Source organism: Kordia aestuariivivens, from assembly GCF_014397005.1.
GTDB lineage: Bacteria > Bacteroidota > Bacteroidia > Flavobacteriales > Flavobacteriaceae > Kordia > Kordia aestuariivivens.
Map to the genome: position 1 here is coordinate 129580 of NZ_JACGWS010000007.1, position 25478 is coordinate 155057.

Below are 25478 nucleotides of genomic sequence, written 5' to 3' on the forward strand. Positions count from 1 at the left end.
AAGATAAAACTAAATATTGAAAGCAGTTAACACACATTTAATATGATAACATTATGCTAACATACACATCACAAAGTTTTAACCTGCAAGTAACACCATCTTTACAAGCTGCCCATTTCTTTGTAATTGAAATAAAAATTGAAATGAGACAGAAAATTACATGCACACTTTTCCTATTCTTTACCTTTATAATAGGACATGCACAAACCAATGGTTCTATTGCCGGAAAAGTGTTAGATAAAGAAGTTAATAATGATCCACTACCGTTTTCTAATATTACAATAAAAGGAACAACTAAAGGAACAACTTCCGATTTAGACGGATTATACCAAATTCCAGATGTAGCTCCTGGAACTTATACACTCGTTTTTAGTTTTGTTGGATACGAAACAAAAGAAGTGCTAAATGTGGTTGTAAATGCTGGGAAAGTTACCACACTCGATGTGATTTTGTCTGCAAATGCTGCTGCATTAGATGCGGTGATTATTACGACTACAACGCGTAAAGTATCGGAAGCTGCTTTGTTATTAGAACAAAAGAAAGCCGTAGATATCAAACAAAGTATTGGTGCGGAAGAATTGGCAAAAAAAGGTGTGAGCGATGCTGCTGGTGCAGTTTCAAAGATATCTGGAGTTTCTAAACAAGAAGGATCAAGCAATGTATATGTACGTGGTTTGGGCGACAGATATTTGAATACCACTTTTAACGGATTGCCATTACCTGCAAACGACATCAACAAGAAGAATATTGAATTGAGTTTATTTTCTTCTGATATCATTGAAAATGTATCGATTAGCAAAGCATATTCTGCAAAACAATATGGAGATTTTGCTGCGGGTAATGTAAATATTGATTCGAAAGATTATAAAGGAAAAGGATTTTTTAATGTGTTTGCAGGAACTAGCGTCAATACAAACGCCATCGGAGAGAATTTTGTAAAAAGTGAAGGTTCTGGGTTTTTTGGAGATTATGCACGACACAATCAGAATCCTTTCGCTGTGATTTTATCACACGGAATTGACCCAGAAGATGTAAGCGCACCTATTAATGTAAGTTTTGGAGCATCTGCTGGAAAATCTTTTAATTTTGAAAATGGTTCTCGTTTAAGCGTATTTGGAACGGTTTCTTTTGAAAACGCGTATGAATATAGAAGAGGAGAAGCGACTGACTTTACAACGGTTGAAAAGAAAGCTTTTGGAGATGCAGAAGAATTCGAATATAGCACAACAACAACGGCTATGACAACTGTAAATTATAAGATTGATGATCAAAACAAACTTAAATTCAATTCATTATTCATCAACAGTTCTACAAATGAAGTTGGATATTTCGGAATTGACGGAAAAGGAAGAAATAGAGATGCAATCTTAAATACAGATGAAGGTTTTTATCAAATGAATGCTCAGTTCGATCAAAACCAAGTATATGTAAACCAATTGATTGGTAATCACAAAAACGAAAAAATTGAAATTGATTGGGCTGCGGGTTACAATGTTGTATTGGCAAAACAACCAGACAGAAAGCGTATCAGTATCGAAAACTATCAATTTGCGTTGGATACGGATCCAACCACAAATCCTACATTTTACAGTAACGTAGATTTTGACAACCAGCGTTATTTCCAAGATATTGACGATACAGAATTTAACGGACGTATCAATCTTGCATACAAAGCAACTGAAAACTTGAAGTTAAACTTTGGGTACAATGCAAGAAGTAAAGAGCGTAATTTTGAAAACATTCGTTACGGATATGACATTACAGATTCTGACTTTGCAATTACAGATGTAAATAACTTAAATAACATTTTCAACATCCAAAACTTTAATTCTGATGGAGGAGCAATTTATGATATCAGAGTCATCAATACAATTCCTACTTTAGGAAATAGAAACAGACCTGGATTGGCTGAAAACACATATAGTGGTAATTTAGATTTGTTTGCAGGTTATGTAAATGCTGAAATCAAAAGCGAAAAATGGTTAATTGTTCCAGGAATTCGATTAGAATCATTCGACCAAAGCGTTGATTATGATGTAATTAATTTAGGGAACAATGGAAATTCAAGCGCTAGTGCTTATGAAAATTTCTTCTTACCAAGTTTAAACATTCGATATGCATTAACCGAAGAGCAAAACTTACGTTTCTCTGCAAGTAGAACGGTTTCATTGCCTGAATTTAAAGAAACTGCACCTTTTGTATACATTGATGTAACCAACAGAATTGGTGGAAATCCTGACTTATTAGGGTCAAGCAACCCAGATTTTGTAAATGTAAAAGACATATCCTATTCAGATATTTTAAACTTCGATGTAAAATATGAATGGTTTTTTGGAAAAGGGGAAATTTTCTCGGTGTCTGCTTTCGCAAAACAAATCAAAGATCCAATCAACAGAGTTGTTGCTTTTGATGCTACGGGAACACAACGGTATTTCAGAACTGGTGAACAAGCAAATGTATATGGTGTAGAAATTGAAATTAGAAAGAACTTATTACAAGACGAAAATGAAGACACATTACTTTCTGTAGGTTTAAACACCACAATAATGCACACAGAACAAGACTTATATGATGCTGTTGAAGGTACGTATAGTGTAAGTTTTAGAAATGATAAAGAACAATTACAAGGAGCTTCTCCATTCATTATGAATGCAGATATAAGCTACTCTCCAACATTTGGAAGCTACAAACCAACAGGAAACTTAGTCTTTTCATACTTCTCAGACAGAATTGATGCCTTAGGATCTGGACAATTAGGAAACATTGTTGAAAAAGCAGTGCCAACATTAGACTTTATCTTAAAGAATAAAATTACAGACGACTTCGAGATTAATTTCAGCGTAAGAAACTTACTAAATCCAAAAATAAAATACGTTCGAGAAACTTCTGGAGGAGATGTATTGGTAACCTCAACAAACGGAAAAGGAGTTTCTAATTTCGATAGAGGAAGAAATATAGGAGTACAATTAAAATATAATTTTTAACAAACAACAACCTTTCACAACACAACTTAAAATTAACGAAATGAAAAATTACTTAGTATTTGGATTCGCACTTTTAGGGTTATTATCAATCACTTCTTGTGCTTCAGATGATACTGCCGACATTAACATCATAAATAACGGTGGAACAACGCCCGTAACTCCAGGTTCAACAATATTTTTATCTGGTACATACACGGAAGATTTAACATTAGACATCAATAACTCTTACAAAGTTAACGGATCATTAATCATGGAATCTGGTACTACATTAACAGTTCCTGCAGGAATGACCTTAGAAGCATTAGCTTCTGGAGCTGATGTGTATATTGCTATTTCTCAAGGTGCTAAAATCAATGCGGTAGGAACTGCAGCAAATCCAATTATCTTTACGTCTGATGCTTCTGCACCAACTGCTGGAGATTGGGGAGGATTAATTTTATTAGGAAGCGCGCCTATTAATTCTGTAGCTGGAACTGCAACAGCAACTTCTGAAATTGCGAGTTTACCTTACGGAGGAAATAATGCTGCTGATGACTCAGGAATTTTACGCTATGTACGTGTACAATATTCTGGTGGAGCTGCTGATGGACAATCTGAAAACAATGGAATTTCTTTCTACGGAGTTGGAAACGGAACCACTGTTGAATACATTCAAGTTTTCGAAGGAAAAGATGATGGTGTTGAATTCTTTGGCGGAACAGTAAACGTAAACAATGTTTCTGTTGTAAATGCACAAGATGATTCTATCGATTGGACAGAAGGATACACCGGAACTATTACGGATGCGTATGTAAAGCATGGAGCTGATCACGACAAAGGAATTGAAGCTGATGGTTTCAACACTGACATCGGAAACAACTCAAACCCAATCTACTTTTCTAGTCCAACATTAACAAACCTTACAATCATTGGTTTAGGGTCTGCTAACAGTAGTGAAGCAATTCGTTTAAGAGCTGGAACAAGAGCTACATTTACAAACGTAGTTTTACAAGGATACGCAGAAGGATTTGACTTAGATGGAAACGATACTGATAGCCCAACTGGAGCTGGAGTTACAAGTGGAGAAACTTCTGTTACAGATATTTTATTCACAGACATCACTTTGAAAGTAAAAAATGATACAGGAGTTATGTTTACAGATGCTGACTTTATCACTGGTGACGGAAACGGAACTGGAACTGACTACGCTACTTGGGGCGCTGGTTGGACGGTAGGAAATTAATTCAAAAAAACATACAAAATAAAAAACGCTTTCTGACTAGAAGGCGTTTTTACTGTTTATACAGTAATTCTTTTGCTATCAAATAGTTAAAACAACGTAGAAATACGCAAGTCTAGTATGACAATTCAAGTTCTTTTGTATATTTGCACTATATATTATTATAAATAGTTAAAATATAACATATGATTAAAAATTACTTATTATTAGTTGCTTTGCTAATATCTACTGTCACTTTTGGACAGGTATTAGTTGAAGACTTTGATTATGGAACGACAGCTGGAGATTTAACTGCAGTAAGTGGTGGAGCATGGGTTCAACACTCAGGATCTACAGGACCAGTTGCGTATGTTGCTGCTCCTGCTAGTTTAACGATGGCTGGTTACCCTTCATCAGGAATTGGTGGACACGCAACGTATTCAGGGACTTCTCAAGACGTAAATAGAGCTTTTACTGGAATTTCTTCTGGAACTGTCTATGGAAGTGCACTTATAAACTTAAGTGCTGTGGGTACAGGGAATTACTTTATGCACTTTAACTCTGGTGGTTTTAGAGCAAGAGTTGGAGCACAAGATGACGGTAGTGGAAATGTACTTTTTGGTATTGGAGCTAGTAGCTCTACACTAACGTACGGAACAACTCCTTACAGTTTAAATACAACATACTTATTAGTTTTCTCTTACGAGATTGCTACTGGAGTTTCTAACTTATATGTACTATCTGCTGTAACTCCTACGGAGCCTGCAACGCCAGAAGCTACAAATACTGGAAGTACTGGAACAACAATTTCAGCGATTGCTTTCCGTCAATCTAGTAACATTCCAGCTGTAGCAATTGATGGTGTTCGTATTGCAACAAACTGGAACGAAATCATGAACAACTCTTCAGTTCCTTCATTAAGTATTGTAACGCCTGCTGATGCTAGTGTGTTTGACCCAGGAACTTCAAATGTTGATGTAACTTTTACAACGCAAAACATTGATTTAATGATCGCTGGAAACCAAGTAAATGTAACAGTAGATGCAAATCCTACTGATGCTGATACTACAAGTCCTTACAGTGTCACTACAATGGATGGTGGTATGTACAACGTAACTGTTGAATTACTTGAAAACAACATGGTAGTTGATACGAAAATGGTATCTTTCTCTGTTGCAGCTATTACTCAAGTAACTAACATCACTGACTTACGTGCTGGAACTATTGGTGAATATTATGAACTAACTGGTCAAGCGTTCATTTCTTATATCGTAACAGAAGGAACAAGAAATCAAAAATACATCCAAGATGGTGCTGCTGGAATCTTAATTGATGATGTAGCAGGAACATTAAGTGCTCCTTTAAACATTGGAGACGGAATCATTGGATTACAAGGTCAATTATCTCAATTTGGTGGTGTATTACAATTTGTACCAACAGCAAATATACCTGGTGCAGCTACAACTGGAAACACAATAACTCCAATTGATGTAACTGTTTCTGATTTATTAACGAATGGTGAAACATACGAAAGTAGATTAATTAGATTAATAGACGCAACTTTTGACGCTGGAGATGTTGGCGGAATGTTTGCTGACAACACAAACTATAATGTAACTGTAGTTGGTGGAACAGACATGACTGTTTGTAGAGTTTCTTTTGGTGACGAAGACATCATCGGAAGTGTGATTCCTTCTACACATGTTAATATTATTGGTTTAGGAGGAGAGTTCAACGGAACACGCCAAGTATTACCAAGATATGCTAGTGATATTGAAGATGCTTTAAGTACAGAAGAATTCGGAACTACATCTTTTAGCATGTATCCAAATCCTTCAAACGGAAGTACAGTAACGATATCTTCTGCTTCAAACAATGCAAAAGACGTAAAAGTATACAGCATTATTGGAAGACAAGTAATCAATACTACAATTACAAACACATTAGACGTTTCTGGTTTACAATCAGGAGTCTATGTAGTTCAAATTACAGAAAATGGTAAATCGGCTACTAAGAAATTAGTGATCAAGTAATTTTACCAAACACATATTACATACAAAAAAAGCATCTTGAAGTTTCAAGATGCTTTTTTAATTTAGTGAAACTCAACTTTGAGAAGCTTATACTGAACTTGATTCAGTATCTATGACGCACACAAAGTTATTAGTTGAACTAATCCCGCTGAAAAGCGGGATCTTATAATAGTTTGTATCAGTTTTGAGAAATCAACAAGACACACTTAAGATTGTTAGCTTAGCTAGGTTCAGTTTTAAAAAGTCTAGAAAAGCATCATTCTGATTTTAATTCAGAATCCCATCAAACTAATTTTCTTCTTATTTTAAGTACTTTTGTCGTTTGAGCCTAAAAAAATGAATTCCAATACTATTTTCAATATCACCGATGAAACAACTTTTGAAGCACTTGCGTTTCAAACGTTCAAACATCAATTTGAAAATAATGCTACCTATCGCTCATTTTGTGATTTACTATACATTCATCCAAGCGATATCAAAAAAATAGAAGACATTCCTTTTCTTCCCATCGAATTCTTTAAATCGCACGAAATTGTCTCCAACAACAACCCTATTCAAGAAACATTTACAAGTTCTGGAACTACGGGAAGCACACCAAGCAAGCATCATGTAACAGATGTATCAATCTATGAAGAAAGCTATCTAAAAGGATTTGCACATTTCTATGGAAACATTGAAGACTATGTAATTTTGGCGCTATTGCCCAATTATTTAGAACGCACTGGCTCTTCACTAGCCTATATGGTAAATGACCTCATCAAGCGAAGCAAACACGCAGAAAGTGATTTTTACTTACACGATTTAAAAGCGCTTACTGCACAACTCATCAAACTAGATCAAGAAGGAAAAAAAGTGCTCTTAATTGGCGTTTCTTTTGCCTTATTAGATTTGATTGAAATAACTCAATTCCAGCTAAAGCATACCATTATTATGGAAACTGGCGGCATGAAAGGTCGCAGAAAAGAAATGATTCGCGCAGAATTGCATCAACAGCTTTGTGAAGGTTTTGGCGTGACCGAAATTCATTCCGAATACGGCATGACCGAACTACTTTCACAAGGATATTCCAAAGGAAACGGAATCTTTCAAACGCCGCCTTGGATGAAAATCTTCACGCGCGATCCTGAAGATACCTTAACAATTCAACCCAACGGAAAATCGGGTGGCATCAATGTAATCGATTTAGCAAACATTAATTCTTGTGCTTTTATTGCTACGCAAGATTTAGGAAAAGTGCATGCTGATAACTCTTTTGAAATTCTAGGACGCTTTGATCATTCGGATATCAGAGGTTGTAATTTAATGGTGTTTTAACTCAAAATGAACAAACTACGCTTCAATTTGTAATCAATCGTTTTATTCTTCGACTTAAATGTTAAATAATTTCTATCTTAATAGAAATCTAACAACCAACCACAAAATATGTCGAAAACATTCATAGAAATTGCTAAAATTTCTCAACTCAAAGAAAAAGAACCTACACACGCATTAGTCCTAAACACTGACTTAGTCATTATAAAATTTGAAAAAAATATCTCTATTTTATACGGAAGATGTTTGCATCGTGGTGCGTTAATGTCGGATGGTTTTATAGAAGGAGATAATTTAATCTGCGGGCTGCACGGCTGGGATTACAGATACGACACAGGCGTTAGTGAATACAATGATGCTGAAAAACTACATAAATTCACAACACATATAAATGGCGATATCATATCAGTTGATGAAACTGAAATTGAAGCATTTCAAATACAACATCCACAACCATTTAAACGAGATGAATATCTTGGTACGTATGCAGACACACACCCAGAAGCTACAGAACCATATACTGGTTTCATAAAAGATTTAGCTAAAAACGGATTAAAAAACCATGGACATCACGGACCTTCATCTTCCATGGGCGTTGATAGAAATACATTGCCAAAATGGGAAGAAATCCAATTTCTTCCTGCGCAACTTTCCAGAAGACCTTTATTAGATCATGATGTTGTAAACACACAAGTTATTATTGGCTCAAAAGCTAAAAAACCGCTTCATTTAGAAATGCCCGTTTTTGTATCTGACATGAGTTTTGGAGCATTATCAAAAGAAGCTAAAATAGCACTTTCAAAAGGTGCTGAACTCAGCGGAACAGGAATTTGTTCGGGTGAAGGCGGAATGCTTCCAGAAGAACAACAAAACAACTCACGCTACTTTTACGAATTAGCTTCCGGAAAATTTGGCTTCTCTTGGGAAAAAGTAAAAAAAGCACAAGCCTTTCATTTCAAAGGTGGACAAGGTGCCAAAACAGGAACTGGCGGACACTTACCTGGGGCTAAAGTTACCAAAGAAATTGCCGAAGTTCGCGGATTAAAAGAAGGAGAAGCCGCAATTTCGCCAGCTGCTTTCCCAGATTTATTCACGGTAAATGACTTCAAAGCTTTTGCAGAAGAAGTAAGAGAACATACAGGAGGAATTCCGATCGGTTTCAAAATTGCTGCCAGCAGAATTGAAAACGATATTGACTTCGCATTAGCCGTAGGTGTAGATTATATTATTTTAGATGGACGTGGCGGCGGAACAGGTTCGGCTCCAAACATTTTAAGAGACAACATCAATGTACCAACAATTCCTGCATTAGCAAGAGCCAGAAAACACTTAGACAAGGTAGGCGCAAAAGATGTAACACTCGTTATTACGGGCGGTTTACGCGTTGCGGAAGACTTTGCAAAAGCGATGATGCTTGGTGCAGATGCTATTGCAGTATCAAACTCAGCATTACAAGCAATTGGTTGTTTAGGAATGCGTGCTTGCGGAAGCAACAATTGTCCTGTTGGAATTGCAACACAAAAAGAAAACTTGCGCTCGCGACTTATCATTGATCAATCGGCAAAGCAACTTTTTAACTTTTTTACAGCTTCCAATGATCTCTTAAAAGTAGTTGCAAGAGCTTGCGGACATGATGACATCAAGAAATTCAACTTTTCAGATTTGAGCACATTAAATCTAGAAATACATAAACTCACAGGCATACAATATGCAGGCGTAAATCCATAAATAAAAAAGGCGTTTTCTAAGCCCGTTATTTTAATAGTTTTTTAACATGATCACGCTGAAAGGTTTACACATAAAAAACGACTTAACTAAAGAGATTTTTCATCTCAAATTAATTTAGTTATTTAATAAATTCAAAAAGCCCTAAATATCGTCCTACTACAGATATTCAGGGCTTGTTTTATTCTTTTTGAAATCTAATCAAAACGTCTTTGCGAGAATTTTGAAAAAATTTATGGAAATCTGCTTCTTTAGTAACAGATTACTTCGTCATACTTCCCCGTTAATGGCGAATCATAATATCCAACAGTGTTAGCTGTCTAACAATCTAAGAGCGAAGCGATCCAAAAGATTCCCGCCTACGCGGGAACGAATCTATTTAACAATCAACAAGAAATTCTTCTTCTTTCCACGCTGAATTACAACAAACTTATCATTAATCAAATCGTCAGTGGTAATCTTATAATCTTCTTTAACTTTCGTTTTATTTACTGCAACTGAGTTTTCTTTCAACGCTCTCCGCGCTTCTCCATTGGAAGCTAAGAAATTTGTTTTTGCCGATAACGCAGCAATCATATCCAAACCTTCTTCAATATCAGCACGTTCAATTTCCGCTTGCGGAACACCTTCAAATACATCTAATAAGGTTTGTTCGTCCAACTGCTTCAAATCATCCGAAGTCGATTTTCCAAAAAGAATTTGCGTTGCTTTCAATGCATTTTCTAACGCTTCTGTTCCATGAACCAACGTTGTAACTTCTTCCGCTAAACGTTTTTGTAAAGTACGTCTTCCAGGATCTTCGTTGTGTTCAGCAATTAAACCATCAACCGTTTCTTTATCTAAAAATGTAAAGATTTTAATATATTTTTCTGCATCTGCATCCGAAGCGTTGAACCAAAATTGGTAAAATTTATATACTGACGTTTTATCTGCATCTAACCAAACATTTCCGCCAGCCGTTTTTCCAAACTTCGTTCCATCTGCTTTTGTAATTAACGGACAGGTCATTGCGTATGCTTTTGCAGCTTGTTCCGTGTTCATTCTACGCACCAATTCGGTTCCGGTGGTAATATTTCCCCATTGATCCGATCCGCCCATTTGTAACAAACAATTGTGTTCTTTGTGTAAATGGTAAAAATCGTATCCTTGAATTAATTGGTATGTAAACTCAGTAAACGACATTCCAACACCTTCTTCGCCTACGCGTTTCTTTACCGAATCTTTCGCCATCATGTAATTTACCGTAATTCGTTTTCCAACATCACGTGCAAAATCGATAAAAGAGAAATCTTTCATCCAATCGTAATTATTTACTAAGATTGGTGCATTTTCAGCATTCGAATTAAAATCTAAAAAACGAGACAATACACGCTTGATTCCAGCAACATTTTTTGCCAAAATATCTTCTGTTAATAAATTACGCTCGTCTGACTTTCCTGATGGATCTCCAATCATTCCCGTAGCACCACCAACCAATGCAATTGGCTTATGTCCAGCTTTATACAAATGCATCAATAAAATAATAGGAACCATATTTCCAATATGTAATGAATCTGATGTTGGGTCAAATCCAACATACGCAGTCGTCATTTCTTTGTTCAATTGTTCTTCTGTTCCTGGCATGATATCGTGCATCATTCCTCTCCAACGTAATTCTTCTACTAAATTATAATTCATTTGTAAATTCTTTTTAAGCTTCGCAAAGATATAAAAGTGAAAAGAAAAAAGATTATTTTAGTAGCATGATATTAGTTACTGGTGGAACTGGATTGGTTGGCGCGCATTTATTGGCGTATTTGGCAAAAAACGAACAACATATTAAGGCAATTTATAGAACGCCTGATAAGTTGGAAGCGGTCAAAAAAGTATTTTCGTATTATTTTGATGATGCAATTCCTTTTTTTGATAAAATTGAATGGTTTAAAGCGGATGTAACCGATGTTCCATCACTAGAACTTGTATTTCCTAACGTAACACATGTATATCATGTAGCAGCATTCATTTCGTTTGATCCGAAAGATTTTGATGTGTTGCGAAAGATTAATATTGAAGGAACTGCCAATATTGTAAATTTATGTATTGGATACGGCGTGAAAAAACTCTGCTTTGTGAGTTCTATTGCTGCGGTTGGCGAAAATGAAGATCCTACCATTCCGATTACGGAAGAAACACACTGGAATCCAGAAGCAGATAATAATGTATATGCCATTTCAAAATACGGCTCAGAAATGGAAGTTTGGCGTGGTTCGCAAGAAGGTTTAGAGGTTGTCATTGTAAATCCTGCAATTATTCTAGGCGCTGGATTTTGGCGTTCGGGAAGCGGTTCGTTATTTAGAGCCATCAAAAAAGGACTCAAGTATTATACCAAAGGAATTTTGAGTTATGTAGATATAAAAGATGTTGTTTCCGTGATGATTCAATTGATGAATAGCGATATAAAAAGTGAACGTTTTATTTTGGTTGGCGAAAATTGGACGCTGGAAAAATTCACGAAAGTGACCGCAAAAGCATTACAAGTAAAACCGCCTGAAAAAGAAGCAGGTTCATTTTTATTAGGATTTGCGTGGCGAATGGATTGGTGGCGACAATTTTTTACTGGAAAAAGACGAAAGTTGACAAAACAAACCGCGCAATCTATACAATCGCAAGCATTTTTTGATAGTAGTAAAATTCAAAACACCTTAAATTTTACATTTACGCCCGTGGAAGAAAGCATTGAACGTGTGAGTAAACGGTATGATGGTTAGCTTTTTAATTAATAGAAACTCACATCAAAATTACAGCACTATTTCTTCTTCTTCGCTTGGTCAAACTTTGGCTTTGGCAAGGTATCATTTTTCTTTCTCTCTGCTTCTTTCGCTGCCTTTTTTGCTGCTTGCACTGAATCTCTACGTTTTTGTTCTGCATCAAGTTCTTTTCCAACGTCTTTGCGCTCTTTTTGGAGTCGTGTAGCTACCAAACCATAAATTTCGTTGTATATCATCGGATTTGCCGCATAATAGTTATTGCTACTTAAAAATTGCAAACTATCCGTTTCATGTTTTTTATACAAATAGGTGTCCAAATGCATGTTGTTCTCTTCCAATTTCTTTTTGTTCACACCCTTGATAGAATTCATCAACGTTACGTCGTATAAGATTTCCGCCATTTTTTCCTTAGATAATAAATTATCAGGTTTTGGCACGGCTTCTTCTCTACAAGAAACCGCAATCAATGCAATAATTAAACACCAAATATATTTTTTCATCTGTTAAATTCTAACTGTTTTACATGACGTTTTTCAGAAAACGTTCCTTCATGGTATGCTAAATTTCCATTGACAAATGTATGCGTGATGGTTGAATCAAAGGTTGTGCCTTCAAATGGCGACCAACCACATTTGTACAATACATTATCTCTGGTAACTTCTTGCGATCTTTCTACATCAACCAATACTAAATCGGCGTAATATCCTTCTTTAACAAATCCTCTGTCTTTTACCTGAAAGAGTCTCGCTGGATTGTGACACATTTTTTGGACTATTTTCTCTAACGAGATTTTTCCTTGTTTGTGTGCTTGAATCATCGCAACTAATCCATGTTGCACTAACGGTCCGCCAGAAGGTGCTTTGGTATATACATTGCTTTTTTCTTCTAGTGTATGTGGTGCATGATCGGTTGCAATCACGTCAATTCGATCGTCTAGTAAAGCTTCCCACAATTGCGCTCGGTCATTAGCTGTTTTAACCGCAGGATTCCACTTAATATGTGTTCCTTTTGCTGCGTAATCTTCATCCGAAAACCACAAATGATGAATACACACTTCTGCTGTAATTTTCTTTTCTTCTAACGGAATTGAATTGTCAAATAATGCTGTTTCTTTTCCAGTAGATAAGTGAAAAACGTGCAAACGTGCACCTGTTTTCTTCGCTAATGCAATCGCACGAGAAGAAGATAGATAACAAGCTTCTTCACTTCGTATGATTGGGTGAAATTCCATAGGAATATCCTCTCCGTATTTTTCTTTGTATTCCGCTAAATTCTTTCGAATCGTTGCTTCATCTTCACAATGCACAGAAATTACCATATCCGTACTTGAGAATATTTTTTCTAAAACCGCTTCATCATCTACCAACATATTTCCCGTAGAGGAACCTAAAAATAGTTTTAAACCCGCCACTTGTGTTGGATCTACTTTTAAGATTTCATCTAAATTATCATTTGTTCCACCAAACATAAACGAATAGTTCGCAAAAGCAGTTTCTTTTGCAATGTTTAACTTGTCATTTAACTTTTCAATCGTAGTTGTTTGCGGATTTGTATTTGGCATTTCCACAAAAGATGTAATTCCGCCAGCAATGGCCGCTCTAGATTCCGTTGCAATGTTTGCTTTATGTGTTAATCCGGGTTCTCTAAAATGCACTTGATCGTCAATTACACCCGGAAATACATGCTTTCCTGCGGCATCAATTACTTGATCGGCTTCATCGGTAAGATTGCTTCCAATTTTAGCAATTCGTTCCCCTTCAATTAAAATATCAGCCGTTTTTATGTCGGCTTCACTAACAATTTGTGCGTTTTTGAGCAGTATTTTATGCATTGTGTTTCTTTTTAGTAAACATACTTCTGACTTTCATTTTTATAATTCCGAAAACAGCTTCCGAAAATATAGAACTGTCCATTTTAGATTGTCCTTTGGTTCTATCGGTAAAAATAACGGAAACTTCTTTGATATTGAAACCAAGTTTCCATGCTTTAAATTTGAGTTCTATCTGGAAAGCATAACCCACAAAGCGAATATTGTCCAAACCGATTGCTTCCAACACTTCTCTGCGGTAGCAGATAAATCCTGCTGTGGTATCATGAATTGGAATTCCTGTAATGAAGCGCACATATTTAGAAGCAAAATACGACATTAACACACGATTCATTGGCCAATTGACCACATTAACTCCTTTTACATACCGCGAACCAATTGCTACATCTGCGCCATCAGCTGAACAAGCATTGTACAAACGAATTAAATCTTCAGGATTATGTGAAAAATCGGCATCCATTTCAAAGATGTATTCATACTCGCGTGCCAATGCCCATCGAAAACCATGAATGTAGGCGGTTCCTAAGCCCGTTTTGGCTTTTCTTCGCTCTAAAAATAGTTGTGTTGGGTATTTTTCTTGAAGTTTTATAACCTGTTTATACGTTCCGTCGGGAGAATTGTCGTCCACAACCAAAATATGAAACGCCTTTTCTTGAGCAAAAACTGCTTCAATGATTGTTTCTATATTTTCAATTTCGTTATATGTTGGTATGACAACAATTGCGTTTGACATCTGCTAAAATTAGGATAATACCAAATAAACTTTAAAATAACCGATAAATTTGTTTCTATTTCCTTTATATTTTCAATATAAAACAGAACCGTAACTAAGGCTATGCTTATATTTTCTATTTCATCTAAAGAAACTATAATTCAAATTTTACATCAATCATTTTAAAGTTTATTTGGCATAACAAAAGTAATCAAATTATCAGTTTTAAAAATAGGTATGTTATTTTGTGCTAATTTTTTATGTATTATTTAACATACTTGCTAATTTTACCAAATGTTACAAACTGTTGAAAGAACACTAATTTCTAAAGATTTGTTCACGTTATTTTTCGTGATTACGTTCTGTTTGCTTGTTATTACGCGTTTTGTTTTCAGAAAACAATTTGGATTCTTTTTATCATTTTTGGTTTCTAATAAATATCAAAATCAGTTTATAGCAAAGCAAGATCATATTATTAACGGATTTACAACGCTATTATTCGTTGTTCAACTCATTTCGTTTGCAATATTTAGCTATGTTGCGGCTGTTTTTTTTCGCCCAGACTTGGTCAATGTGCCGTTACTTTTTGTCAAGATCATCTCCTTCATGCTGTTTTTCATCATTATTAAATATATTATTGAAAAAATAATTGCGGTGATTTTAGATATTGAAAATCAAATAGATACGTATAATTTTCATAAAATTAACGCTAGAAATCTATTCGGACTTATTTTAATTCCTATTAACTTACTTCTTGTGTACTACTTTGATGGGAATAAGTTTATATTTTTCTCAGTAATTTGTATATTTTTCCTGTATAATCTCATTCTATTATTTCTTCTGCTAAAGAATCATCAAATTTTGATTATCAGCAAGTTGTTTTATTTTATTTTGTATCTTTGCGCACTTGAAATTGCCCCCTATTTAGTTATCTATAAATTTTTAATTAAGTAACGCAACATTAAATACAGGTTTATGAAGGTAAAAACCATTTTAGTTTCTCAACCGGAACCAAAAATTGAGAATTCTCCTTACTCAAGGCTTATTGATAAGCAAAAGGTGAAGATCGATTTCAGGCCGTTTATACACGTTGAAGGAGTATGTGCTAGAGATGTAAGACAGCAAAAAATTGACTTAGGTAAATTCACTGCTATTGTTTTAACAAGCAGAAATGCAGTAGATCATTTTTTCAGAGTCGCTGAAGAAATGCGCTTTAAAGTTCCAGATACTATGAAATATTTCTGTCAGTCAGAAGCAGTAGCTTACTATTTACAGAAATATGTAGTGTACAGAAAACGTAAAATTTATGTTGGAAAACGCACATTTAAGGAATTAACTCCGCTCATTAAGAAATATAAAGATGAATCATTCTTATTACCTTCTTCTGACGCATTAAAACCTACTGTTCCTGAAATTTTAGATTCTTTAAATATTACTTGGGAACGTGGTATATTTTACAAAACTGTAGTGAGCGACTTGTCTGATTTACGTAATGTATATTATGACATTTTAGTGTTCTTTAGTCCATCAGGAATTAAATCACTATTAGCTAATTTCCCTGATTTTGAACAAAATGATACACGTATTGCTGTATTTGGAAATTCTACTATAGACGCAACTACGGAAGCTGGATTGAGAGTCGATATCAAAGCTCCAACACCAGAAACACCTTCTATGACAATGGCATTAGCAAAATACATTGACGAAGTGAATAAAAAATAATTACACTACTACATAATATTAAAAAAGCGTGCATCCTTTCAGATACACGCTTTTTCGTTTTTGGGTTGGTTATGTAATTATTATTGATGTTAGCTTATTGGGCCACCAGCCATAATTTCTTTATTTGCATATTCCTCAAACTGTGCAAAGTTGTTTTTAAATGAATTTGAAAGCTGAGAAGCTTTTGCATTGTAAGCATCTTTATCTGCCCACGTATCAATAGGATTCAACACTTCACTTGGTACATTAGGACAACTTTTTGGCATTGCCAATCCGAAAACCGGATGTGTATGGAAATCTACAGTATCTAACTCACCTTCTAAAGCTGCACTAATCATAGCACGCGTATATTTCAATTTCATACGCCTTCCTGTTCCGTAAGGTCCGCCTGTCCAACCGGTGTTGATCAACCAAACATTTACACCAGCTTCTTGCATTTTATCGCTCAACATTTCTGCGTATTTCGTTGGATGTAATGGCATAAAAGGCGCTCCAAAACATGCAGAAAAACTTGGTAATGGCTCGTCAATTCCCGCTTCTGTTCCAGCAACTTTAGCCGTATATCCTGAAATGAAGTGATACGCTGCTTGTCCAGGTGTTAATTTTGAAATTGGAGGCAACACACCAAAAGCATCTGCCGTTAAGAAAAATATATTTTTAGGATTTTCCCCAATCGATGGCACTTGAATGTTATCAATATGATAAATAGGATAACTTACACGTGTATTTTGTGTGATGGATGTATCTGTAAAATCTACATTCTTATTTTCATCTAACACTACATTTTCAAGAATTGCTCCTTTTTTAATAGCATGATAAATTTCTGGTTCTTTTTCTTCACTTAAATCGATTGCTTTTGCATAACAACCACCTTCAAAGTTAAAAACAGTATTTTCATTGGTCCAACCGTGTTCATCATCACCAATCAACTTACGATTTGGATCTGCTGATAACGTTGTTTTTCCTGTTCCTGATAATCCAAAAAAGATAGCTGTATCTCCATCTTTACCAACATTTGCACTACAGTGCATTGGTAAGGTGTTTTTAAATACGGGAAGAATAAAGTTTAACGCAGAAAAAATTCCTTTCTTAATTTCTCCCGTATACCCCGTTCCACCGATTAAAGCAATTTTCTTTTCAAAGTTTAAAATTGCAAAATTATGCTGACGTGTTCCGTCTACTTCAGGGTTTGCCATAAATCCTGGCGCGTTTACCACTAACCATTCTTCCTGAAAACCATCAAGTTCTGCTTCCGTAGGACGCAAAAACATATTATACGCAAACATATTGCTCCAAGGATACTCATTGATCACTCGAATATTTAGCTTGTAATTTTCATCAGCACACGCATACGCGTCACGTACATAAATTTCTTTTTCTGATAAATAATCAACAACTTTATCGTACAACTTGTCAAAGGCAGCTGGTTCAAAAGGTATGTTGATGTTTCCCCACCAAACTCTATCTTCTGTAATACTGTCTTTTACTATAAATCGGTCCTTTGGCGATCTTCCTGTGAACTCTCCTGTATTTACAGTAATAGCTCCAAAAGAAGTTTCAATTCCTTGTCCCTTTTGTATAGTTTCTTCATGAAGTTGATCCGAGGAAAGTTGATAATGCGCTTTGGCATCTTTGATCCCGTATTGATTTAACGAAATCGTTTTCGTTGAGAAGGTGTTATTCGTCATAACTTTTAACTCTTGTTGTGTTTTTTGTAAAGCGCAAAAGTATAAATATTTTTATAGATAACAGATTTTTAAGTGATTTTATCCGTTTTTAACCTAAAAAAACTTGCAATAAGAATCAACCATCCAATGATTAGTAAAGTTCCTCCGACTGGCGTGATGAATCCGATTACTTTAAAATTGAAAGCAGTCACATCATTTGTCGTTAATAAATAAATAGAACCTGAAAACAAGATGATTCCCAATAAAATAAATACAAATAATAATTTTTTCGCTTTCGCTGAAATGTACTCGGTGCTACCTACAAATAATAGTAACAATGCATGATACATTTGGTAACGAACGCCCGTTTCAAAAGAAGCAATTTGATCAATAGTTAGTACTTTTTTAAGTGCGTGCGCGCCAAATGCACCCAAAATTACTGCCAAACAAGCTATAATTGCGCCTGTGATTAGAATTTTTTTTCTCATAAAATCGCGAAGTTATTTTTATAAATGTAACAATTTGATACATTCGTGTTATATTTGCCATATCATTTATTGTTTGAATTTATTATAAGAGAAAGTGATGATTTTTTTCTTTATGTGAAACATCAAAATCAAGCATAGCCTTAGTTACGGTTTATTTTAATGATAAAACAGAAAGGAAAAAAGGGCATTTTTATTACGGTAAATTCAAAATAATAAATGATATTAATAACAAAATTACGCAACAAAACTTACTTATGCGAAACATTTTAATTATTGGTGCAGGAAAATCTGCTTCTTACCTCATCAAATATTTTTTAGATAAAAGTCAAACTGAAAATTTACACATAACTGTTGGAGATATCAACGTTGAAAACGCAAAAAAGCTAGTTGGAGATCATCCAAATGCTTCTGCCATTTTCTTAGATGTTTTCAACGAAGAAAATAGAAAAAAAGCCATTGAAAAAGCAGCTATTGTTATTTCAATGTTGCCCGCTCGTTTTCATATTGAAGTTGCAAAGGATTGCGTTCATTACGGAAAAAATATGGTGACAGCTTCTTACATTAGTCCTGAAATGAAAGCGCTAGACGAAGCGGTCAAAGAAAAAGGATTGGTCTTTATGAACGAAATTGGAGTCGATCCAGGAATCGATCACATGAGTGCCATGATTGTCATTGATCGTATTCGTGATAATGGCGGAAACATGGTACTATTTGAATCGTTTACAGGCGGATTGGTCGCTCCGGAAAGTGATACCAACTTATGGAACTATAAATTTACGTGGAATCCAAGAAATGTGGTATTAGCTGGGCAAGGCGGCACGGCAAAATTCATTCAAGAAGGTGCGTACAAATACATTCCGTATCACCGATTATTCCGTAGAACAGAGTTTTTAAAAGTAGAAGGCTACGGAAAGTTTGAAGCCTATGCAAACCGTGATTCTTTAAAATACAGAAGCGTTTACGGATTGGATGATATTTTAACCTTATACAGAGGAACTATCCGAAGAGTTGGATTTTCAAGAGCATGGCAAATGTTTGTGATTTTAGGAATGACAGACGATAGTTATACCATTGAAAATTCTGCGGAGATGACCTATCGCGATTTTATAAATTCATTCTTGCCGTACAGTCCAACAGATTCTGTGGAACTAAAATTGCGCCATAATTTGAAGATTGATCAAGATGATACACTTTGGGAAAAGTTATTGGAACTAGATATTTTTAATGGAACTAAAAAAGTTGGATTAGATAATGCAACGCCAGCACAAATTCTTCAAAAGATCTTGATGGACAGCTGGACACTTGCTCCAGAAGACAAAGACATGATTGTGATGTATCACAAATTTGGCTACGAAAAAGATGGAAAAAAACATCAAATTGAGTCAAAAATGGTAATTCTTGGAGAAGATCAAACCTATACTGCAATGGCAAAAACCGTTGGATTGCCTGTCGCAATTGCTGCTTTAAAAATTTTGAATGGTGAAATCACAACGCCAGGAGTTCAATTGCCAATTACGAAAGAAGTATATACACCAATTTTAAAAGAATTAGAAAAATACGGCATTGCTTTTCATGAAGAAGAAGTTCCGTATTTTGGGTACGATCCGGCAAATATGTAAGGATAATTAGTTCGTTTTAATTAAAATTAACACAAATATCGTAGTTTTGACTTTCATTTGATAAATAGCCAACGTATGAAAGTGATAAATGAACAAATAGAAATTGACGGAATTGACAAAAAGATTCTTCGTGCATTAATGAAAGATGCCCGAACACCAATTTTAAGTATCGCCCGAACTATTGGGATTTCTGGCGCAGCCGTACATCAACGCTTGCGAAAACTAGAAGATGCAAAGTTAATTGTAGGTTCAAAATTTGTAATCAACCCAAAAGTATTAGGCTATAAAACCATGGCGTTTATTGGCGTGTATTTGGACAAAGCCATGCGAAACCCGGATGCAGTAAAAGCCTTGGAGCAAATTCCTGAAGTGATGGAAAGTCATTACACCACAGGAAATTGGTCACTTTTAATTAAGATTTTGTGTAAAGACAACGAACACTTAATGCACATTTTAAACCATAAAATACAAGCGATTAAAGGCGTTTCACGAACAGAAACATTTATTTCGTTAACACAACAAATTGATCGACAGATAAAGGTGTAAAAATACATCTCGATAGCTTCGCTAGGTATTTTCAATCAAAATGTATTTTGATTTCAATAATGCTCGATGCCACAATATATAAACTAAAAAATCCGAATGCTATAACATTCGGATTTTTTAATAGTACATATTTAGAAGCTATCTCCTATTCAAATATTTCATGAAGTATAATAAAGTTGCGAGTGAACCAAGCGCAGCAACCACATAGGTTCGTGCTGCCCATTTCAACGCATCTTGTGCGCCTGCAAATTCTTCTTGCGACACCATGTTTTTATTTCTTAACCAAACCAATGCTCTGTTACTTGCATCGTATTCTACAGGAAGTGTAATGAAACTAAAAGCGGTTCCCATCGCAAACATAATTAATCCTATAATTAATATATTTTGACCCAATCCTGCTCCCTGACTCGCCATTAACGCGATTCCACCAAAAATAACCCATTGCGAAAATTTAGATGCAATACTCACTAAAGGCACCATTTTCGATCGCATTTGCAACCATTTATACGCTTTTGCATGTTGTACGGCATGTCCAACTTCGTGAGCAGCCACGGCAGCCGCAGCAGCATTTCGCTGATTGTATACACCTTCACTTAAGTTTACCGTTTTCTTTTGAGGATTGTAATGATCGGTTAACATTCCGGGTGTTGAAATTACTTTTACATCTCTAATTCCATGATCGGAAAGCATTTTTTCTGCAATTTCTGCGCCGCTCATTCCATTCCGCAATTGTACTTTAGAATACTGTGCAAATTTGCTTTTGAGTTTAGAACTCACAAACATACTGATTAACATTATTGCGCCCGCTAAGAGCATATATCCACTTGAAAACATAATTTATTTTAATTTGTATATCATCTAAAATACAAAAACCTCGCCAAATGAGCGAGGTTTATATTTACATGAAGTTTTGTCAGTCTTTTATATCATTTCAATGTAGAAATGGTATTAATCACGGTCTACTTTTCGCAATGCTGCTTTTTGAATTACAATAGCATTATAACTTATTACAGGCGTTTTTTTATCACCCGTTTGTCTTGATTCTGCTTTTTCTGTAACAATAATATTAAAGAATACTCTTCCGTCATTTTTAAACTCTACACTACTATTTAAGATTCTATTATTTACTTCAAACGTACTAAATAAGGTTTGTCGCATATAATTTGCTCTCAATACAACGCCGTTATTTTCATCCAAATCAAACAATCCTTTTGCCTGATCTACGATCACAAGCGTATATTTACGCTCGTCTCTTTTCTTACTTATAATATACGCAAGTGTATATGAGTACTTTTTTGGATCTTCTGTTGGTGCAATAATTAATTCCATCGGAACATTTTGTAAAACACCTGAAGCATCTGCAACGTTTAAGTTTCCAGCATACGTACCCACATATTCTTTTGGAAATGCATACGTAGTTGGATATATTTTGTCTTCCGCATTTTTATTTGCGCGTTCTTTCTGCTTTTTCTGTGCCATGCAAGAAGACATACAAATGATCGCTAGTAAAAAGACTATTTTTTTCATATTGAGTTTCTTAAGTATAATTTTATCCTACTATATTAATGATTTTTCCCGGAACTACAATTACTTTTTTAGGAGTTCTGCCTTCTAATTGTGCTTTTGTACGTTCGTCTTCGAGAATTATTTTTTCTATTTCTTCTTTCGAAAGGTCTAATGATAATTCTTTTTTGAAGCGCATTTTCCCATTGAAAGAAACTGGATATTCCTTGGAGCTTTCTACCAAATGTTTCGCGTCAAATAGTGGGAATTCCGCTGTCGCGATAGAACTCGTATTGCCCAAACGCTCCCACAATTCTTCTGCAATATGCGGTGCGTACGGCGACATTAAGATCGTTAATGGTGCTAAAATTTCTTTGCTTGCACATTTTTGCGCTGTCAATTCGTTGACACAAATCATGAAGGTACTTACCGAGGTATTAAACGAGAAGTTTTCAATATCTTCTTCCACCTTCTTGATGGTTTTGTGCAAGGTTTTCAAGTTGTCTTTCGTTGGTGCAGCATCTGTTACTCTTGATACACCTTCTTCGCCAACATATAATTTCCACAATTTCTTTAAGAATCCGAAAACACCTGAAATTCCTGCCGTATTCCATGGTTTTGCTTGTTCTAATGGTCCAAGGAACATTTCAAACAAACGCAAACTATCGGCTCCGTATTCGTTACAAATCTCATCAGGATTCACAACATTATATTTCGACTTCGACATTTTTTCGACTTCGCGAGAAACTTTGAATGTTCCGTCTTCTTCACAGATAAATTCTGCATCTTTAAAATCAGCACGCCAGTTTTTAAAACCTTCTAAATCTAATTCATCAGAAGCATTTACTAGAGAAACATCTGCATGAATTGGATAAAAAGCAACTTCAAACTCACAGTCTTTAACAAACTCTGAGTTTGACAATTTTGAGATTTCGTCATCAATAAATGCTGAAATATTATCACCCAAAATAGATTTATCTTTTGATAAATTATAATTATCCAGTTTATCCTTAGAAATATAAATTGGTTCATTGAATGAAGAATCAATACTGGTAATAATTGATTCAGTTTCCTCCTGCCAAATATGCGCAAAAAAAGTAATTTCAATTCTATGAACAAAAGCACTCGTTCCCAAAATCATTCCTTGGTTGATGAGTTTTTTGAAAGGCTCTTCAACTCCCACAAACCCTCTGTCTTTTAGGAATTTTACCCAGAAACGTGAATATAATAAATGTCCGGTGGCATGTTCGCTTCCTCCAATGTATAAATCTACATTCTCCCAGTATTTTAAGGCTTCTGAACTTGCAAAATCTTCACTTCGCAATGCTTTTTCCATGTATCGGAAGAAATACCAAGAACTTCCTGCCCAACCTGGCATGGTGTTTAGTTCTAATGGAAATATCGTTTTGTTGTCAATTAAATCATTGCTGACAACAGTATTTGTAGTTGTGTCCCAAGCCCAAACTTCTGCGTTTCCTAATGGCGGTTCGCCTGTTTCGGTTGGTAAGTATTTTTCAACTTCTGGCAATGCAATTGGCAAATGTTTTACATCAATCATTTGCGGCATTCCGTTTACGTAGTAAACTGGAAATGGTTCGCCCCAATAGCGCTGACGCGAGAATACGGCATCGCGCAAACGATAGTTTATTTTTCCTTTTCCAAAACCGCGTTTCTCCATTTCATAAATCACGGTTTTCATTGCTTTTTTGTATGGTAAACCATTTAGGAAATCTGAATTTGCAATCACCGAGTTTTCTTTTTCGCTGTATGCTTCTTCTGAAATATCTACACCTTGAAAGATGTTTGGAATTTCTAACCCGAAGTGATTTGCAAAGTCATAATCACGTTGATCGCCACATGGAACCGCCATAACTGCACCTGTTCCGTAACTTGCCAATACGTAATCGCCAATCCAGATTTGCACTTTTTCTCCCGTAAAAGGATGCAATGCGTACGCACCTGTAAATACACCTGAAATGGTTTTTACATCTGCCATACGTTCGCGTTCGCTACGTTTGGAAGTTGCGTCTCTATATGTTTTGACAGCTTCTTTTTGATCGGCTGTGGTAATTTTTGCTACTAAATCGTGTTCTGGCGCTAAGGTCATGAAACTTACACCATAAATCGTATCTGGTCGTGTGGTGAATACGTCAATTTTTTCATCGTGTCCATCCACTTTAAAAGTAACCATGGCACCTTGCGAACGCCCAATCCAATTGGTTTGTGAATCTTTTAGCGGTTGTGGCCAGTCGATTGTATTTAAACCGTCCAATAAACGTTGTGCATACGCAGAAATTCGCATGCTCCATTGTGTCATTTTTTTACGCACTACAGGATGTCCGCCACGTTCTGAAACTCCGTTTACAATTTCGTCATTTGCTAGAACCGTTCCTAAAGCTGGACACCAATTGACTTCGGTTTCCGCCAAATAGGTAAGTCTGTATTTTAGTAGTATTTCTTGTTTCGTTTTTGAGTCGTACTGAGTCCATTCTACGGAAGTGAAAACAGCAATATCATCGTCGCAAATTGCTTTTACTTCGGCATTTCCTGATTCGGCAAATTTCGCGATAAGCGTATCAATATGTTCCGCTTTGTCAGTTTCTAAGTTGTACCAAGAATTGAATAGTTCGATAAAAATCCATTGTGTCCATTTGTAATACGCAGGATCTGAGGTACGAACTTCTCTGCTCCAATCGAATGAAAACCCAATTTTATCTAGTTGCTCACGATAGCGTGCAATGTTTGTTTTTGTGGTAATTGCTGGATGCTGTCCCGTTTGAATTGCATATTGTTCTGCGGGCAACCCGAAACTATCATATCCTTGCGGATGCAATACGTTGAATCCTTTGTGACGCTTGTAACGTGCGTATATGTCTGAAGCAATATATCCTAATGGATGTCCCACGTGTAATCCGGCTCCTGATGGATATGGAAACATGTCGAGCACGTAATATTTTGGTTTATCGGATTGATTTTCTGCATGAAACGTTCCGTTTTCCGCCCAATATTTTTGCCATTTGGCTTCAATTTCGTTGAAATTGTACTTCATTTTGATCTTTTTTTAAGAAGCGCAAATTTAACGGTTATTGTATGAACGGCAAAAGTTTTGTTGACTTACGTAGACTTCTTAGACTTAATTAGATTTTTAGACTTGCTTAGATTGTTTGCGTTTCGCTTTGCTCAATGTTTGTTTATGTGTTTATGTGTTTATGTGTTTATGTGTTTATGTGAAATTACTTTTTCGTTTGTTATTTTGAGTTTTGCATATATAATTTTATCAAAACTTATGTAGAACGTCATTTCGAGTGAAATTCGATAGAATTTTGTATCGAGAAATACTTATTTATGATAAATGTACGTTTATGATGTTCCTTTTAGTTTCAAATTTGTTCTCG

Annotated in this window: 19 protein-coding genes; 10 read left to right on the forward strand and 9 right to left on the reverse strand. The window is 35.5% G+C overall.

Annotated elements, in window-relative coordinates; translation table 11 throughout:
• Nucleotides 1-53: 53 nt before the first annotated feature.
• The 5 genes from H2O64_RS12645 to H2O64_RS12665 all read left to right on the forward strand — a co-directional run bounded on the left by H2O64_RS12645 (nucleotide 54) and on the right by H2O64_RS12665 (nucleotide 9254).
• A complete protein-coding gene (locus tag H2O64_RS12645; RefSeq protein ID WP_317173827.1) occupies nucleotides 54-2984 on the forward strand; it encodes a TonB-dependent receptor in 2931 nt (976 codons plus the stop codon).
• Nucleotides 2985-3024: 40 nt separating this feature from the next.
• Nucleotides 3025-4206 (forward strand): multidrug transporter, encoded by a 1182-nt coding sequence (locus tag H2O64_RS12650; protein ID WP_187562568.1) that lies wholly within the window; start codon nucleotides 3025-3027, stop codon nucleotides 4204-4206.
• 182 nt (nucleotides 4207-4388) lie between these two features.
• Nucleotides 4389-6215, forward strand: a complete 1827-nt coding sequence (locus tag H2O64_RS12655) for a T9SS type A sorting domain-containing protein (protein ID WP_187562569.1) — start codon at nucleotides 4389-4391, stop codon at nucleotides 6213-6215.
• A gap of 336 nt (nucleotides 6216-6551) precedes the next feature.
• Nucleotides 6552-7529 carry a LuxE/PaaK family acyltransferase gene (locus tag H2O64_RS12660; protein WP_187562570.1) on the forward strand — a complete coding sequence of 326 codons (978 nt, stop codon included), beginning with the start codon at nucleotides 6552-6554 and terminating at the stop codon, nucleotides 7527-7529.
• A gap of 108 nt (nucleotides 7530-7637) precedes the next feature.
• Nucleotides 7638-9254: a glutamate synthase-related protein gene (locus H2O64_RS12665; RefSeq protein ID WP_187562571.1), complete on the forward strand. Its 1617-nt coding sequence runs from the start codon at nucleotides 7638-7640 to the stop codon at nucleotides 9252-9254.
• Between the two features lie 372 nt (nucleotides 9255-9626).
• Here H2O64_RS12665 and tyrS read toward each other — a convergent pair whose 3' ends face one another.
• Nucleotides 9627-10928, reverse strand: coding sequence for a tyrosine--tRNA ligase (gene tyrS, locus H2O64_RS12670; RefSeq protein WP_187562572.1), 1302 nt, complete (start codon nucleotides 10926-10928; stop codon nucleotides 9627-9629).
• 65 nt (nucleotides 10929-10993) lie between these two features.
• Between tyrS and H2O64_RS12675 the strand changes: the two genes are divergently transcribed.
• On the forward strand, nucleotides 10994-11998 hold the full coding sequence (locus tag H2O64_RS12675) for an NAD-dependent epimerase/dehydratase family protein (protein WP_187562573.1): 1005 nt from the start codon (nucleotides 10994-10996) through the stop codon (nucleotides 11996-11998).
• 38 nt (nucleotides 11999-12036) lie between these two features.
• Here the strand turns inward: H2O64_RS12675 and H2O64_RS12680 are convergent, their stop codons facing one another.
• The 3 genes from H2O64_RS12680 to H2O64_RS12690 are packed head-to-tail and all read right to left on the reverse strand — an operon-like array spanning nucleotide 12037 to nucleotide 14559.
• Nucleotides 12037-12498 carry a DUF4296 domain-containing protein gene (locus H2O64_RS12680; RefSeq protein ID WP_187562574.1) on the reverse strand — a complete coding sequence of 154 codons (462 nt, stop codon included), beginning with the start codon at nucleotides 12496-12498 and terminating at the stop codon, nucleotides 12037-12039.
• Nucleotides 12495-13829: a dihydroorotase gene (locus tag H2O64_RS12685; protein ID WP_187562575.1), complete on the reverse strand. Its 1335-nt coding sequence runs from the start codon at nucleotides 13827-13829 to the stop codon at nucleotides 12495-12497. Before H2O64_RS12685 ends, H2O64_RS12680 begins: the two co-directional genes overlap by 4 nt.
• Complete coding sequence (locus H2O64_RS12690; protein WP_187562576.1) at nucleotides 13822-14559, reverse strand: polyprenol monophosphomannose synthase; 738 nt, start codon at nucleotides 14557-14559, stop codon at nucleotides 13822-13824. Before H2O64_RS12690 ends, H2O64_RS12685 begins: the two co-directional genes overlap by 8 nt.
• Before the next feature lie 273 nt (nucleotides 14560-14832).
• Between H2O64_RS12690 and H2O64_RS24370 the strand changes: the two genes are divergently transcribed.
• Nucleotides 14833-15492: a DUF4271 domain-containing protein gene (locus H2O64_RS24370; protein ID WP_187562577.1), complete on the forward strand. Its 660-nt coding sequence runs from the start codon at nucleotides 14833-14835 to the stop codon at nucleotides 15490-15492.
• Between the two features lie 21 nt (nucleotides 15493-15513).
• Nucleotides 15514-16260 carry a uroporphyrinogen-III synthase gene (locus H2O64_RS12700; RefSeq protein ID WP_187562578.1) on the forward strand — a complete coding sequence of 249 codons (747 nt, stop codon included), beginning with the start codon at nucleotides 15514-15516 and terminating at the stop codon, nucleotides 16258-16260.
• An 89-nt stretch (nucleotides 16261-16349) separates the two neighbouring features.
• On the opposite strand, the gene pckA is transcribed toward H2O64_RS12700, so the two are convergent.
• Entirely contained in the window at nucleotides 16350-17948 is a 1599-nt protein-coding gene (gene pckA, locus H2O64_RS12705) for a phosphoenolpyruvate carboxykinase (ATP) (protein ID WP_187562579.1), read from the reverse strand.
• A gap of 68 nt (nucleotides 17949-18016) precedes the next feature.
• Nucleotides 18017-18415 (reverse strand): DUF423 domain-containing protein, encoded by a 399-nt coding sequence (locus H2O64_RS12710; protein WP_187562580.1) that lies wholly within the window; start codon nucleotides 18413-18415, stop codon nucleotides 18017-18019.
• Between the two features lie 254 nt (nucleotides 18416-18669).
• On the opposite strand from H2O64_RS12710, the gene H2O64_RS12715 reads away from it, so the two are divergent.
• Together H2O64_RS12715 and H2O64_RS12720 are read left to right on the forward strand one after the other, a co-directional pair.
• On the forward strand, nucleotides 18670-20034 hold the full coding sequence (locus H2O64_RS12715) for a saccharopine dehydrogenase family protein (RefSeq protein WP_187562581.1): 1365 nt from the start codon (nucleotides 18670-18672) through the stop codon (nucleotides 20032-20034).
• Between the two features lie 75 nt (nucleotides 20035-20109).
• Nucleotides 20110-20580 (forward strand): Lrp/AsnC ligand binding domain-containing protein, encoded by a 471-nt coding sequence (locus H2O64_RS12720; protein ID WP_187562582.1) that lies wholly within the window; start codon nucleotides 20110-20112, stop codon nucleotides 20578-20580.
• Nucleotides 20581-20718: 138 nt separating this feature from the next.
• On the opposite strand, the gene H2O64_RS12725 is transcribed toward H2O64_RS12720, so the two are convergent.
• The 3 genes from H2O64_RS12725 to H2O64_RS12735 all read right to left on the reverse strand — a co-directional run bounded on the left by H2O64_RS12725 (nucleotide 20719) and on the right by H2O64_RS12735 (nucleotide 25132).
• A complete protein-coding gene (locus tag H2O64_RS12725) occupies nucleotides 20719-21414 on the reverse strand; it encodes a zinc metallopeptidase (protein WP_187562583.1) in 696 nt (231 codons plus the stop codon).
• Nucleotides 21415-21528: 114 nt separating this feature from the next.
• Entirely contained in the window at nucleotides 21529-22107 is a 579-nt protein-coding gene (locus H2O64_RS12730) for a hypothetical protein (RefSeq protein WP_187562584.1), read from the reverse strand.
• A gap of 22 nt (nucleotides 22108-22129) precedes the next feature.
• Nucleotides 22130-25132 carry a leucine--tRNA ligase gene (locus tag H2O64_RS12735; RefSeq protein WP_187562585.1) on the reverse strand — a complete coding sequence of 1001 codons (3003 nt, stop codon included), beginning with the start codon at nucleotides 25130-25132 and terminating at the stop codon, nucleotides 22130-22132.
• Nucleotides 25133-25478 lie beyond the last annotated feature (346 nt).